Below are 14,979 nucleotides of genomic sequence, written 5' to 3' on the forward strand. Positions count from 1 at the left end.
TTGATGCCACTCGTGACGAGATATCGTTCGCCATTCCGCTCGGTGTTAGCCGAGATACTCCAAAGTGTAATTCGTACTCTTAGTGTGTACCGGGTTTCATCAACCCCCGGCTTTCTGGAACAGGGACTAAGCTACTACTGGGCTTCTTCAACGTATAAAGTATATAAGATTACAGCCAGTATAGTGAAATAATTCTTCAATGTCAACATCTTAAGCTAAGAATGCTGAGTCACACTCCTGCTGTGATGCACTACTAGGCATTGCCTATTTTTTTCTGTTACAATTACGAAAAAAGAGGTGAACGACTCCGTATGCTTGATCCAATCGATAATCATATTTTAGAACGCCTAACTCAAAACAGCAGAATCTCCTACACCGATCTAGCTAAAGAAGTTAATTTATCAAGTGTAGCGGTTAAGGATCGTATTGACCGGCTCGTCAATCAAGGAATTATTGAGCAATTCTCAATCGTCATTAACGCAGAAAAGCTAGGAAAGAAAATTTCCGCATATTTGGAGCTTGAAGTAGAGCCTTCTCATTTAAATCATATAGTCGGGATCTTGAAAGAAAATGAACGCGTAGCCGTACTTTATGAAATGACAGGGCCTTGCATCCTTCACATTCACATTCTAGTTGAGAACCTTGAAGAGATGGAACGGTTTATGCATGAATCCATCTACTGTCTGGACGGTCTAGTCCGTGTAGAAAACCAAATCTTATTAAAGCGCCATAAAAATCAGGACGGTCTAAATATATAAAAAAAGAACCGACTTTATAAAGACGGTTCTCCTCTGGTTTGGATCTTATAATGATTAAGAAATGATTGCTAATTATACTAATTCACCTACTCTGTTTTAGATAACTTAGCTTTATAAAATTTCGCGAAATATTCACTGACCTGAGTCTTCTCTTTTACAACTTCTATTGGAGCAACGAGCTTAACGACCTCTCCATTATACATTCCTGTCGTCGCCCCGACTTTCATCTCTAGAACATTATTATTGTAGCTTATAGTTACTGTCTGAGTAGCCGGTTTCCAGCTCACCTTCGCACCAAAGCTTTCAAAGCTGCTACGTAATCCCACTGCCTTGCGCTCCGAATCACCGAATTGGCCTTTATCGATCAAAGCATGCACGCCCCAATTACCATCCACCACCTGTGTAATTCCGAAATCCGCGGACACAGACATCAGTGAGTACGCTTCATCCTCACTCAAATCCATTCCACCCATTAAAAAATCTTTCGTTTTATGAGCAGCATCCTTCATCGCTTTGTCGATGGAAGAGTTTTTGAAGATATCTGTTTGTGCACTTACTCCGAGAGCCTCCAAATAATTCGCATAACTGAAGCCATGCACAACCCATTCGTATTCATTTTCAAGTAATGGGAAACTTAACCCATTCAATTTTTTGTTAAGCGTTGCTTTTTTATGAAGAATGACTTGTATATCACCAGTGACCGATGTCTCGATAGCCGTTCCGTTAATCTCAGAATCCCCTTGACCGGCATGCGGATCACCAATCGACAGTAGCGCACCCGGTACGGATACAGGGTAATACATCGTTGCACCTTCAGTAATCCGCCAATCATCTACATTGCCACCATTGTAAGAAGGAGGGACGGAATCAACGATATCTGCTTCTTTAGGCGCCACACCCATCGTGCCGAAGTGGAGACGTACTGGAATCTTTATACCTTTCAATACATCAAAGTTCTTATCAATCGTATTATGGTCTACAATTACACCTGGGTAGTCGATTGTCGGGTGCACTTGACCATCCGGATCGGTTTGCGCTGTCCATCTGTAGTTATAAACAGCTGTTGCATAATCCGTTCCACCTTCAGTATCCATCTCATAGATGGTGACCACTTCACGTTTTTTCGGCTCCTCAACCATATCTCCGTATAGATAACCCCAGTTCGCCGCGGCATTCACGCCATAGGTTTTACCTGCGTATTTGTCATTTCCATTAGGTCTCAGCTTCATGTCCAAAATCTTCACTTCCAGAACATCCCCTGGCTCAGCGCCTTCTACTGCGATAGGTCCCGTCATAATATGTACGCCTGGTCCACGAAGCGCTTCGTTCTTCTCCCCTTCTATCCAGTGAAAAATATCTTCAACACCCGCATCCCCTTTAATCATTCGGTCGTAATCATCACCGGAATGATGCGTAATTGCCTCGACCGTTACAATATCTCCTGATTGTACCGTTAAAGCTGGATTACCCTTACCAATATTCCCCCAGCGAACAGTCTCCGAATTTGCCTTTAGAACATGAGTTTTCGGTTTATAAGCACCAATATCAGTGTCAGCATACATAACATTAACTGACGAATCAACTAGCAAAACCGTTGATAAAATGACACTAACCTTCAGGAATATTTGTCTTTTCATAGTCATATCCTCCTCAACTCAACTTAATGTTATATTTTATAACATATTGTGTTTTTGAGTATAACAGATGGATTCCAGATTAACAATATAAATATTTATACACTTCTAAGCTTAAATAATAAGTTATAACTATTAGATATCTTTAATTATCCAAGCCCGCTTCTTCGTTACATAAAAAAAACGCCAACACTTATTAGCTAATTAGCCAAAGTGTTTAACGTTCTATCATCCATTCTAAAGTGATACTTCATTTTCAACGTAGAGCAGTTATACTCCTTGTTGCCCGTGTTACAATCCGCTTCGTTTCCTTGGAATCCGAAGAAATCAACCACTTCTCGCTAAGCTGCAGCACCCATTCCGGATTGCTTTTACTCGCATCGTTCAGCCAATTACTTACAGAATCCTGTACGTATTTTGCCGGATCTGATTTAAGTGGATCTAATAATGGAAGAGCTATTGCTGGGTTTTCATTGAGCGCAATAATATGCTTAGCCCATACCCCATGTGGCCGCGTCAATTCGATCGCATATCTCCTTATGTTCGTATCTTGATCATAAACCCAGCTCTCTAAGAACTTAATGGATTCATCCAATTCTGCAATGACCGATTCCCTTAAAGCCATCCATGAAATCTCGCGTACCCCAAAATGATCATCCGCTGCAAAGGGACGGATATCCATTAGCTTTTGCGACAGACTTAAAGATTGATTTAGACCGATCATATAGGCAGCCCAACAGCGGACACTATCGGAATGATGCTGCGCTAAAGCTGAGAATACTCGGACTTGTTCCGCCTCTGATTTGCATTCCAACACCTGTTGCCACTCCCGCGCAATAGCCGGTATGAGCTTCATAATTTTCTTTTCCGATGAATCGCGAAGCCTTTGTAAAATTGGTTCGGATTCCTGTCCAAAACCTAGCTCGTCCAGCACATTTCCCAACAAAACCATATGGTCCACAGCAAGCCATTCCGTTAGATTTACAGTCTGTAATTGTCCTTTATGCAATAGTCCTACAACTTCAGCAGGAATATCGCTAACTTTTCGAGCTCCCTTCCTATGCTCCATAGAAATCTTCCCTTCACCTATGATTTTAAAGGCTTGAATAACCTTCTTCTTATATTTAGGATACGGGCATTTCTAACCATAAAGATGTAATCTCATTTACAACTCATAATCTTTATAAATTTCTTTCGGAGACTTTATCATGGTGGATAAGTATAGTTCTGAACCCAGTCTGAAGTACCTCAGCTTTTACCAACTCTTGCAATGCCATAGTAACCGCTTCTCTGCTCGCACCAATCAAATTGGCGATTTCTTGATGTGACAGTGGAACATTGATTTTATAATAATTATCCTCACTTTTAACGCCTAGTTGATCCGATAGCTTTAAAAGAACGCACAATATTTTATCATGCAGATTTCCGATGGCTAGGTTATGCGTTAACTGACTCATACTTTTTATACGATCACTCAATACTTGCATTAATGACATCAAAAATCTAGGTCGAGTAGCTACGAATTCTTCAAATCTTACAGGATCAATTGTACAGATATGACACTCTTCCATGGCTTCAATGTAATGATCTTTCGTTCCAAACGAAATCACGTTCATTTCACCAAAAACATTACCCTCACTCAAAATATCCGAAGTAAACTGCTTCCCATCCGCATTCAATCGGTATAAACGCACCTTTCCTTTTTTCACAAAAAATAATCCTTCAGAGAAGATTGGCGGTGTTTGGATATATGTATTTTTCGGAACCACTATTATTCGAGTTAACTCTTCCATTTCCATTAGATCTTCCAGCGCTAACGATTGAAGCAAATTGAATTGAGATAAATAATGAATAGTCTCCATTGCTCCTCCCTTATATAACGTTATTCGTTATTTTAGTATACCGCACAAAAAAAGCTACGTCCTAAGGACGCAGCTTATTCATTAACGATTACTTGCTTCCCAGCGCGCTACTTCTTCACGAACACGAGGGGCTACTTCCGTTCCCAGCAGTCTAATCGCCTGCATAACATCCTCATGAGGCATTGTACCGTGGGGCATATGTAAAAAGAATCGCGTAATTCCCACATGTTTGCGAAGATGAATGATTTTGTTCGCAACGGTTTCTGGATCACCTACGTAAAGAGCGCCATCAAAGCTGCACGCTTTATCATAATCGGAACGATGGTAGGGTGGCGTCCCTTTTTCTATCGCCCGCACATTGGTTCGAGCATGCGTTGAAGGGAAAAATTTCTCCAAAGCTAACTCATTCGTCTCAGCAATAAACCCGTGAGAATGCGAGGCAACCTGTAAGTTTGAAATATCATATCCGGCTTCAGCCGCTGCATTTTTATAGAGCTGCACATGTTTCGCATAATCAAGCGGAAGAACATTCCCAATAATTGCTAAAACAAAAGGCAAACCAAGCGCCCCTGTGCGGATCGCTGACTCTGGGCTTCCTGCACTCCCAATTGAAATTGGTAACGGATCTTGAACCGGACGCGGATAAATCCCCAGATTGTTTATGGCCGCTCTATGTTTGCCGCTCCAGGTCACTTTTTCTGACTTTTGGATAGCTAATAACAATTCCAGCTTCTCATTAAAGAGTTCTTCATAATCTTTCAGATCATAGCCGAATAATGGGAAAGACTCTGTAAACGAGCCGCGGCCGATCATAATTTCTGCACGTCCATTCGAAATGCCATCTAGCGTTGCAAAATCTTGAAATACACGTACGGGATCTGCTGAAGACAGGATCATTACGGCACTGGACAACCGAATTTTCGAAGTCAACGATGCAGCTGCAGCTAACACAACCGCAGGTGATGAAGCCGCATAATCATGACGATGATGCTCGCCCACTCCGTATACATCTAGTCCCACCTCTTCGGCAAGTACAATTTCCTCCACTACTTCACGTAGCCGTTCTGCATGACTTATTGTCTCACCCGTTTGGACATCGGGCGTTGTCTCGACAAAGGTACTTATTCCAAGTTCCACTTTTCATTTCCTCCTAATGTCTGCACGTTGCATTATTCTCTAGATGTAAATATTTAAATATTCATGATTACTGTGGATCAAGAAACTCATTATAATAGGATTCTCCAATAATTCCAACTATTTTAGATCCCCTCGATTATAGATCGGACAGAAGAGCCATTATTTTAATGACTTTGGTCATTTTTCTAAACTATTGGACTCAGATGCAACTATTCACTGAATTCACCTATAAAATGTATATTCTAGTGGGAATAAGAGCTATACAGTCTGAAACGATTGCAAAATGAAGCAATAGCTGCAATTCGGTCCGATGCAGCAGGATTACGCTCTATCGGGCTACAACACACTATTAAACTGTAACTTTGCCGCGGTGGGCGTGACTTTCGCTGTTTAATTGTATTTTGTGCAACTATATGCGCTTTTTAGGTAGCTTATTGGGATATAGTTGCACTCTATACACTTAAAAGTGATCATTTACCTCCATATGGTGGAATTCTCGCAAAATAATTGTACAATATGCAATTAAACCGAAACTATGCAGCAAATGTTTGAGCGCAATTGTACTTTTTACAACTATTTACCTTTTTAATAAGGCTTGAAGGGCGGAACTAGTACGATGGAATGACCATTTACCCAGAGAATGTTAAAAGACCACTAATCAACTAAAAAAACGGAAGGGTAGTGGTAAATTTTCAGCTAATTCGAAGGGTTCCCAATACTCGTAGGTATCGGTGTATCCGACGATTTCGGTTTCTTCCTCTGATTGATTCCAATTCCGACTCGACCAAACACAAAGGCTCCGCCTGGAATACGATTCGCTATATTCATGATGATCGCCGATCCAACCACACATCCGACAAATTGGAGCAGCACACTGAATAGTCCAAGGTTTTGCAACCCGAACGAAGAAGGAAGTTTGACGAATAAAGCCAACAACAACGGGTGAAGCAAATATATGCCGAAGGAGTACCTACTGCTCCACTCCAGCATACGCGGCACTTTTTTCAATGAAGAAGCCACTGTGAAGAGTAGTAGAATCATGCTCATGGCGAAAAGTAACATATCAATTCTTTTAGAACTATGTGCCGTAATCCAGCCTTGCCCATTCACGAATAGCACAAGCGCACCTGTTACAACTGGAAGCACGTAGACAGCTAAACGGAACTGTTTTAATTTTTCCCGGAACCAAGTCTCATTTCGCCCCAAGTAATAAGCCGCAGTAAAGTAGAAAATCCACCCCGGACAGAAAACCCAATACAATTTATCCCAAATATATTGAGCAGCTACCGTATCTACGGGTTTGGTGAAATTAAAAAAGCCTAAGTAAGCCATATTTATAACGAATGACGCAATCAGTATAGAGCGTGGAGTGAATTTTTTGGCATGCCTTTGAAATAAGAGGAATAGGGCATAAAACTGAAAGATAATTAGGATAAAGTAGCCATGAAAATCGCCAAGTAACCAATGACGCCACAGGAAGTACCAAAAAGCCTGAAGAAGCGGAATCCCCTCACTGCTCGCCATATCCAATCCTTTTAACCCTGCGTACAAAGCTCCGAAAAAAAAGTAAGGAAGCAAAATATACTTGATCCGTTTCTCCCAAAATTTCGCGGGAATTCCGTCCGGGTATGCAAAAGACAATACGAATTGCGAGATAAATACGAATACCGGTGTGCCAAAGGTAAGCAGTAGACCCACTGAGGCTACCCAAGACGTGTTACCATCGTCATAGACTCGATATAAAGCATGCAACAGCGCTATACTTAAGCAGGCTATACTACGTAGAACAAACATTTCCGAATTTAATTTTCGTTCCATGGGGATGACCCCTTTCGATATTTGCGATTAATGGTCCACAGCACTGCCTACAGTCAATCGGGCTGTAACCGTCTTCTTGAGTCCCTGATGAAGGTCATGGTGAGGAGACCAGGACATCAGCTCCATTGCTTTACTGTTGTTTAAGTAGCTGCAAAGAATATCTCCCGGTCGAGCAAGCTCATAGGTTGTCTGGGATTCCCGACCTGTAATACCGCCTATCATTTCTACAATCGTATTAATGGAAGTCGCCACCCCGCAGCTAATATTTATGATCTGATTATCCGCATTCTCGTCTGTACAAGCCGCATTTACAAACGCCTGTGCAACATCCTCAACATAGACAAAATCCCTGGTCTGTTCTCCATCCCCATAAATCACAAGCTCCTTGCCTTGCTTTAAGCGATCCAGAAAAATCGAAACGACGCCAGCTTCACCATGCGAGCTTTGTCGAGGTCCATACACATTCGCAAGACGAAGAATGGTGTACTTCAGCCCATGCATGCTTGCAAACATCCGAATATAAGACTCAGGAACACTTTTTGATACCCCATAACAAGATTCAGGATTTAGGGGATGTTTCTCGTCAATGCTCAAATATTCAGGATTACCGTATACTGCGGCCGACGAGGCGTAGACGATCTTTTCAACCTGATGCACCTCACACATCCGCAGAACGTTTAGTGTGCCAACAATATTCACATTCGCATCAAACAATGGATTGCGCTGTGATTCTCTTACGTCAATCTGTGCCGCCAGATGAATAACCACATCCGGCTTCTCACGGATAAAGACTTCACCCAGTGTCTCGTCCCGAATGTCGTACGGGTATAAAAGTGCCGAAGGATTTCTATAGAATGAGCCGGAAGCTCCCGATAAATTATCTACAATTACAGTTTCGATCCCCTCTCTTATAAGCCGGTCAACAACATGTGACCCAATAAAACCAAGCCCCCCAGTTACTAATACCTTCAAATAAAAAACTCCTTTCGCCCTGTAAAGTGCTCTTTGTACCGTGCATCTGTAGAAAAGTTCACATAAAATACTTATGAAGAAACGATGTTGTCATCCTTTATGGACGACAATCATTACTCTTATATTTCCAATCACAAAATAAAGGAGTGAAGTATATGGCAACTGCACCTATTCCAGATAATTCTGTAACAACGCCCGTTATTGCGGACGGCGCGGTCACTTCTATTAAATTAGATCCTGAAACTAACGGTTACGTGAATGTTCGATCCTATGGAGCTACAGGGAATGGTACCAAAGATGACACCGTCGCGATTCAAAATGCAATTAATGCTGGAAATGCCAAACGCAAGGTTGTTATTTTTCCGCCTGGTGTATATAAAGTCTCTTCCGGCCACATGCGTAACCCTTCAGTCCTCGACTGGTGGTGTCTTCGTATTCCAACCGGAACTAACCTGAGCTTTGAAGCCGGCTCAAAATTAGTGCTTGCCCCTAACCCACCCTCGGATACTCGTGTTCTTGTTATGTTAAATGCCTCAAACATCACGATATCCGGCAGCCTCGAAATAGACGGAAGTGCTTCGACTGTTAAAACAGCCGTCAACGATCAACTTCATGGCTTGTTCATTTCTTCTTCGCAAAATATAACGATCGAATCGGTGTACTCTCATGATTGCTATGGTGATAATATTTTCATTGGAGGGACTGAAGATATCCCATCCGTTAATGTGCATATCGGATATGCTTTCTGTGAAACCGCTGGTCGAAAGAACTTTGTAGTCCATTTTGTAGACCAGCTTCATGTCAACAGAGCGGTATTAAATAACAGTCGCGGTGGTGCACCTGGGTTTAATGGCGCCAATTCACTTGATGTGGAACCCGATATATTCAAGGGAACGCGTAGCTTTTATCAGCGATTTGACTCCTTGACGACTATTGGTTTCGGCAATGATATGACAACTGGGCTTTCAGATGAGATAACGAGACTCTGGACTCTCGACATCGGTTCACTAGATATGCGTGTAAGCGGATCAGTAAGTCCAGCATTGCTGTCCTATGGATTGACGCTAAAAATCAACCATTTGTCTATTCGCTCGACGGATCATAAAGCAAATTACGGTTTACAAACGATCTATTCACAATTTATTGATATCGCAAGCGCAAAGTTCGATGGAATCGGCGGCCCTGCGATCTACGCTGCGTTTAATGCTGCTGGAGGAAAACCAAGATTGCATATCGGCTCGTTAGGGATGTACGGCTCGGGCTCCACCTTAGCAAGCGGAGTCCGAATCGACGGAGGAGATCTTTATGTGGGGACTATAGATGCACAAGACTTAACGGGCAGTACCTTGCAATTATTCACAACAGAGTCTGACGCGATGGTTACTGTCGACAATATGATTGTCCGTAACAGCGGGACCAATCAAGTCGTGCTAGCGTCTTCTTATGGTGCAGCTAAGCCCTTCCTGCACCTGAACAATGTAGCAGTGTTTGATACCCGTTCTGTAAAGGTAAAACGCATTCTTGAATTCGAAACATTGGTTGCCATGCAGGGTACTTCTCTTGGTACCTTGTATAATCCGTATGCTTTAACTGAATGGTTCTCTACCTATGGCAACTTCAAACGTGCAGTCCGACTCGTTGGTGGAACATTACTTCCTGCAGTATTTATCGTGGAAGGATCGCCTGAGGGAACAATTACCGCTCCGATTGGCAGTCTGGCTATGCGAACAGATGGTGTAGCGAAAGCCACTTTTTATGTGAAGGAAAGCGGAACCGGTGCTAACGGATGGATCGCTAAGTAATTTTTCAGCGGTTCTGAATACAAGACTCTATCGCATCCATTACGCGTACCAGATCATCATCCGATAAAGAGCTACCGGAAGGTAGACATATACCTTTTGTGAACAATTGATCAGATACACTATGTTCCTCCATGTATGGATAATAGAAGGCGTTCTCGAATAGAGGTTGCAGATGTAGTGGTTTCCAAACAGGTCTAGCTTCTATATTGTTGAATTCCAGGCACTTTAAGAGTTGATTAGCGGAGAAGCCTGCGATCTCTTCATCAATCGTTAGCGCACTTAACCAGCGTGTACTGCGGCAATTTGGCGCTTCCGGCATGAAATGAAGACCCGGAATGGATCCCAATCGATCTGAGTACACTTGAGAAATATATCTACGTCGTTCGACTCTTTCCTCAAGTAGCTCCAATTGCCCTCGACCTATGGCTGCCAACAGGTTACTTAGCCGGTAGTTATAACCCATTTCGGAATGCTGATAGTGTGGAGCAGTGTCACGTGCTTGGGTAGACCAGAAACGGGCTTGGTCTAATGCATCGGTATCATCCGACACAAGCATACCTCCACCTGAGGTTGTGATAATTTTATTTCCGTTGAAAGAATAGATTCCGAAGCGGCCCCATGTACCACTAGCCTTTCCGTGATAAAAGGCACCTAGGGATTCCGCAGCATCTTCTATTAGAGTAATACCGTAACGATTCGCGATTTCTACAATGGGCTCCATGTCTGCGCTCTGTCCGTACAAATTGACAACAACGGCTGCTTTAGGCAGTATCCCTTTATCATTCAAATCCTGGCAGGCCCGCTGAAAAGCTAATGGACACATATTCCATGTCTCTGGTTCTGAGTCTACAAATACAGGTGTAGCCCCCAAATATAAAATAGGATTGGCACTAGCTACGAACGTGAGCGTAGAACAAATCACGTAATCTCCTTGAGAAACGCCAGCAAGACGGAGTGCCAGATGAATTGCCGCTGTTCCAGAGCTTAACGCAAGTGCCCCCTTTGAACCTGTATAGTCGGCCATCTCCTGCTCGAATGCATCAACTTGTGGTCCGATGGGAGCAATCCAGCCAGAGTGAATTGCATCCTCCAAATAAGCCTGTTCACGTCCGCTTACATGCGGTGGGGATAACAAGATTCGTGGTAGAATGCTTGATTGACGAATACTCATGCCTTGCTCCTTTCTCCATTTGGATGCTTTAATCCAAATGGAATACATATCTTATTGACTTACTTCAGAGCGTGGTCCATGATATTTTGATTCAAAAGAGATGGATGCCGGTAGAGCGGAAAGTAATTCCCTGCAACCCCAGTGTCACAGAGTGCTATCATTCGCTCATACACCTCGGGAAAAAAAATTCGCTTCCCTAAGTAATAGTCCAGTGGCTCTAGTTGCGTAGCGAATCTTAGCTTGAACTGAAACAGTTCGTCATTCCCCTTATATCCTCCACCAAGATGGAATTTTTCGTATCCATTCTCCAACCCCCACACAGCTGCTGCGTGGATGAGAAATTTGGTGGGTGACCACTGCAGATAAGCTCGATCCCAACCGCATAAGTGATAATGCATCCATGGTCGATCAAGGAGTACAATACTTGCCCCTATACTCCTCTCCCCATCCATCGCCTCGAACAGTGCTACCCGTCCGTCTGGTAAAAGGCTTGTATCTTCTATAAATTTTTGAGGGAAATAATAAAAGGGATCTGCTTGTAAATCATTTAACGTACCGTAATATAACTCGATGAAAGGCTCGATCCGATCCTTAAGATCCGACTTTCGAATGGTGAATGGAGCAGACTTTAATTTACGGATATTTCTTTTATGATTGCTGCCATAGTTCTGGATTAGCGCTGACTCTGAGCCAACTGTCAAATCCATGTAAGCTGTATTCCGATTGAGCTCTGTAGTAAGCCCTTTTTGGTATTCAGTGGCATTGCCTATGAAAGGATGGAATCTTACAAACTCGGTCATGATCTTTTTCTCTCTGCAGTAATCTGTGAACGTTTCACTGAATTGTCGGTACAACTCCGTTCGTTCCGCTCCTAGTGGCACATTAGATATTGGCCCCCCGTATCCATAAGGTGTGCTGATGTCATACCATTCTCCTTCAAGTCCCAGCTGGATGACTGCGGGAAGATGGTTAATAGAGCGAAGTAAGTAAGGATAAATAATGAGCTTCTCACCCTGCTTAAAAACAAACAGCTCCGCCTGTTGATGATGATCATCCTCAAACAGCCGAAAAAAATCTGCAGAAAAATAGATATCCTTACTATTCATCTGATTCAAATAAGCATCCCACTCTTCAGAATGTGAGCTATTAAGCACAATGAAATCACTCATACGTCACCTCCTAAAAGTTATGTTAGCGTACGCTTCCTTGATGTCCTTCGGCAAAAATTACTCCAGAAGCATTTGCTGCTAATCCAATATCTTGATCATGCGTATACTTTCAGTGCTTAAGCTTAGCGCTGGGTCTCTCTCACGTAAGAATGCATCGGATGAAAGCAATAACAGCTTTCTCTCCCGGTCAAGGTCGAGTAACACATCGGTTAGTGGATATCCACCGTCCCACTCCCCACTCTGCAGTTGGATACGAAAATACTGCTCGCCGAGCCGACCCACAACTGAAGTCTTCTGCTTCGTTCTAATCCTAAATGAAGAAAATCCGTATTTTAGATGATGTGCCTCTGCCATTGGGTAATCATCAATAATGTAAGTCACTTCTTCATTATCTATATCCGCTCCAGCAGCAATAACATCTGCATTAGCCGTTAATGAACGTTCCAGATCCCTCACATACCAATAAGTACGTCCTTCTTCTACAAAGCCAAGGCGAAGGTACCAAGCATGAGCCTGTTCATTCCATGAGAACACATCCAGTACCAACTTCTTAATATCGTCCCTCTTGGCTAATTTCTCGCCATAAGCCATGAGCATTCCGCCTATGCCGTCCTTGCGAAACGCCGCATCCACGTTTAAATTATTCAGAACCAATATTTGTTCCATTCTTCGCCATTCCGCGAATCCAATGAGCACTTCTCCAAGATAGGCTCCAATCAACAACGTGGCTGAATGGCCTCCACATTTACAAGCCGCTTGTAGATATGCTGGATAACCCGTACAAGCAAATATCGTTTGATTGTACACATGCTCCGGTAAATTGCTCTTTAAGAGCCGGCATGCATGATGTATATCGTCTTCATGCAGCGGTCTAAACTGCACACTCATGCCTGGCCCTCCTTTTTATTCAACCTGTACTCATCCAGAGGTAGGCTATGCCGACCTGGATTGGCTACAACATCATCTTGGCGAATCACCTTCAAGACGGTCTTACATAATATCAGCGCATCAAGTCTGAAACTTAAAGTCTCGACATAGGTGACATCATACGAAAGCCGGTCTTTCCACGACGAAGTATTGCGTCCTGACACCTGTGCTAATCCCGTAATTCCTGGTCTTACTGAGAAACGCAGCCTCTCCTGTTCGGAATAATAAGGGCTGTACCGCATCAGTAAGGGTCTTGGGCCAATCAGACTCATTTCTCCCTTCACAACATTCACCAGCTGTGGCAGTTCATCCAGACTTAGCTTCCGGATGATTCCGCCAAATTTGATATATCTTCGCTCATCTGGTAACGGCTGACCCTGCAAGTCATACAGTTCAGCCATGGTCCGAAATTTGTAGATGAAGAAGGGTTTCTCTCCCCGCCCTGGTCGTTGCTGCTTGAACAAGATTGGGCTTCCAAGCTTCATTCGAATCAACAACGCCACCACAGCCATGACTGGACTAAATACACATAACATAACGATCGCTCCCACAAGATCGAAGCCTCGTTTCATATGGCGATACATGTTAGTACTCCTCCCGCCTTTCTCTTAATCCGTAAAAAGACGTTCCTTAAGTGAGTTCACCTGTTTTAAATCGGCACTCCAGTAGTACACCTTAGTTCCGACTAGCGGATCAGGAGCAAAACTGTTGTTACCTGGAATCTGTTCGTATTGAAAGTCCGCGGAAGTAATCCCCTTGAATAACCAAGCTAAGCTAAGCAAATCGCTGTCGCTGAAGCTTGTATCGATAATGTCTTTCTTTTCATGGAGTAATAATCCCGCCAGATCCGGAAGATGCTCAGGGCTCAACAGCTTATTAGCCACAGCTCTAACGATATTGAATTGCTCCTCTTGACGACTAAAGTCACCGTTCGGAGTTGAATATCGCTCCCTAGCAAGGTAGAGTGCATGCACACCATCCAGATGCTGTTCGCCTTTTTTGATGGTAATCTCCGGGGTTATTGTTACGTCTTGATCGATTACCATGTCGATCCCTCCGATTGAATCGATGAAATCACGAACTCCAGAGAAATTCGTCTTGATGTAATGATGAATGGGAATATTCATAAAGTCGCTTACCGCTTGAATGAGCGTCAGCGTTCCTTGCTCATTCCCACCTTTGGACTCACCAACAATATGAGCATGATTAATTTTGGTGTATCCAACATTCTGTACATAAACCCTTGTATCGCGCGGTACAGAGACGATGTTCACCTTCCGCTGTTCCGGCATTACATGCACAACCATGATCGTGTCTGCACGGGAGATTTCCCCACCCCACGTATCTGTTCCAATTAATACAACATTAAAGGATGAAGTTTTTTTATCAGTTGCACCTGACGATGCTGTTGGTTCAGTCGATGGTAGTACCACGCCATCCGAATTCACTCGATTTATAAGAGTCCCATCCGACTGCGTCTTCCCCACAGGCAATGCAGAAATTTTTGAGTTAGGCATCGTCAATGGATTAAGGACAGCCTTTTGAAATCGCTGCTCAGCATTTAACACCCCTCTAATCCAAATGCCACCAACTACAATCACAATCAGACAAACAATCAGGGCGAATCTTCCAATTCGCCTTATGACTATTTGTTTTCTTGTGAATTCCTTGTCACTCTTACCACGCAAACGCAACTTCTTGTTCCATCTACTCATAAACGACTTCATCA

The 14,979-nt window shown here is 43.2% G+C and carries 13 protein-coding genes and 1 other annotated feature (1 of these 14 running past the window's edge); of the genes, 2 read left to right on the forward strand and 11 right to left on the reverse strand.

The genetic code is table 11. The features are described from left to right. Positions 1-160 (reverse strand) — a binding site (T-box leader); it reaches 71 nt to the left of the window's first position. Positions 161-311: 151 nt separating this feature from the next. Further along, the gene (locus CA598_RS02650; RefSeq protein ID WP_094868830.1) at positions 312-758 is read left to right on the forward strand and encodes an Lrp/AsnC family transcriptional regulator; all 447 of its coding nucleotides are present in this window, start codon (positions 312-314) and stop codon (positions 756-758) included. A gap of 86 nt (positions 759-844) precedes the next feature. Here CA598_RS02650 and CA598_RS02655 read toward each other — a convergent pair whose 3' ends face one another. The 6 genes from CA598_RS02655 to CA598_RS02680 all read right to left on the reverse strand — a co-directional run bounded on the left by CA598_RS02655 (position 845) and on the right by CA598_RS02680 (position 8,181). Then, a complete protein-coding gene (locus CA598_RS02655) occupies positions 845-2,395 on the reverse strand; it encodes an acetamidase/formamidase family protein (protein WP_256990326.1) in 1,551 nt (516 codons plus the stop codon). Positions 2,396-2,648: 253 nt separating this feature from the next. Beyond that, positions 2,649-3,461, reverse strand: a complete 813-nt coding sequence (locus tag CA598_RS02660; protein WP_094875249.1) for a DNA alkylation repair protein — start codon at positions 3,459-3,461, stop codon at positions 2,649-2,651. Between the two features lie 112 nt (positions 3,462-3,573). Next, on the reverse strand, positions 3,574-4,254 hold the full coding sequence (locus CA598_RS02665; RefSeq protein ID WP_094875250.1) for a Crp/Fnr family transcriptional regulator: 681 nt from the start codon (positions 4,252-4,254) through the stop codon (positions 3,574-3,576). An 81-nt stretch (positions 4,255-4,335) separates the two neighbouring features. Next, entirely contained in the window at positions 4,336-5,391 is a 1,056-nt protein-coding gene (locus tag CA598_RS02670) for an Atu2307/SP_0267 family LLM class monooxygenase (RefSeq protein ID WP_094875251.1), read from the reverse strand. Between the two features lie 696 nt (positions 5,392-6,087). Further along, a complete protein-coding gene (locus CA598_RS02675; protein ID WP_094875252.1) occupies positions 6,088-7,209 on the reverse strand; it encodes an acyltransferase family protein in 1,122 nt (373 codons plus the stop codon). 27 nt (positions 7,210-7,236) lie between these two features. Then, positions 7,237-8,181 carry an NAD-dependent epimerase/dehydratase family protein gene (locus tag CA598_RS02680; protein ID WP_094875253.1) on the reverse strand — a complete coding sequence of 315 codons (945 nt, stop codon included), beginning with the start codon at positions 8,179-8,181 and terminating at the stop codon, positions 7,237-7,239. Positions 8,182-8,336: 155 nt separating this feature from the next. Here CA598_RS02680 and CA598_RS32680 point away from each other — a divergent pair, with 155 nt between their 5' ends. Continuing rightward, a complete protein-coding gene (locus CA598_RS32680; protein WP_143812375.1) occupies positions 8,337-9,983 on the forward strand; it encodes a glycosyl hydrolase family 28-related protein in 1,647 nt (548 codons plus the stop codon). Positions 9,984-9,987: 4 nt separating this feature from the next. On the opposite strand, the gene CA598_RS02690 is transcribed toward CA598_RS32680, so the two are convergent. The 5 genes from CA598_RS02690 to CA598_RS32850 form a co-directional block, all read right to left on the reverse strand. After that, positions 9,988-11,154: an aminotransferase class I/II-fold pyridoxal phosphate-dependent enzyme gene (locus tag CA598_RS02690; protein ID WP_094868822.1), complete on the reverse strand. Its 1,167-nt coding sequence runs from the start codon at positions 11,152-11,154 to the stop codon at positions 9,988-9,990. A gap of 59 nt (positions 11,155-11,213) precedes the next feature. Continuing rightward, on the reverse strand, positions 11,214-12,323 hold the full coding sequence (locus tag CA598_RS02695) for a GNAT family N-acetyltransferase (protein ID WP_094875254.1): 1,110 nt from the start codon (positions 12,321-12,323) through the stop codon (positions 11,214-11,216). 78 nt (positions 12,324-12,401) lie between these two features. After that, a complete protein-coding gene (locus tag CA598_RS02700) occupies positions 12,402-13,211 on the reverse strand; it encodes a GNAT family N-acetyltransferase (RefSeq protein ID WP_094868820.1) in 810 nt (269 codons plus the stop codon). Then, on the reverse strand, positions 13,208-13,834 hold the full coding sequence (locus tag CA598_RS02705) for a sugar transferase (RefSeq protein WP_143812086.1): 627 nt from the start codon (positions 13,832-13,834) through the stop codon (positions 13,208-13,210). The genes CA598_RS02700 and CA598_RS02705 overlap by 4 nt, the downstream gene beginning before the upstream one ends. Before the next feature lie 24 nt (positions 13,835-13,858). Further along, positions 13,859-14,977: an LCP family protein gene (locus tag CA598_RS32850; RefSeq protein WP_256990327.1), complete on the reverse strand. Its 1,119-nt coding sequence runs from the start codon at positions 14,975-14,977 to the stop codon at positions 13,859-13,861. Positions 14,978-14,979: the final 2 nt, after the last annotated feature.

This window comes from Paenibacillus sp. VTT E-133291, from assembly GCF_002264395.1.
Taxonomy (GTDB): Bacteria; Bacillota; Bacilli; order Paenibacillales; family Paenibacillaceae; genus Paenibacillus_AQ; species Paenibacillus_AQ nitricinens.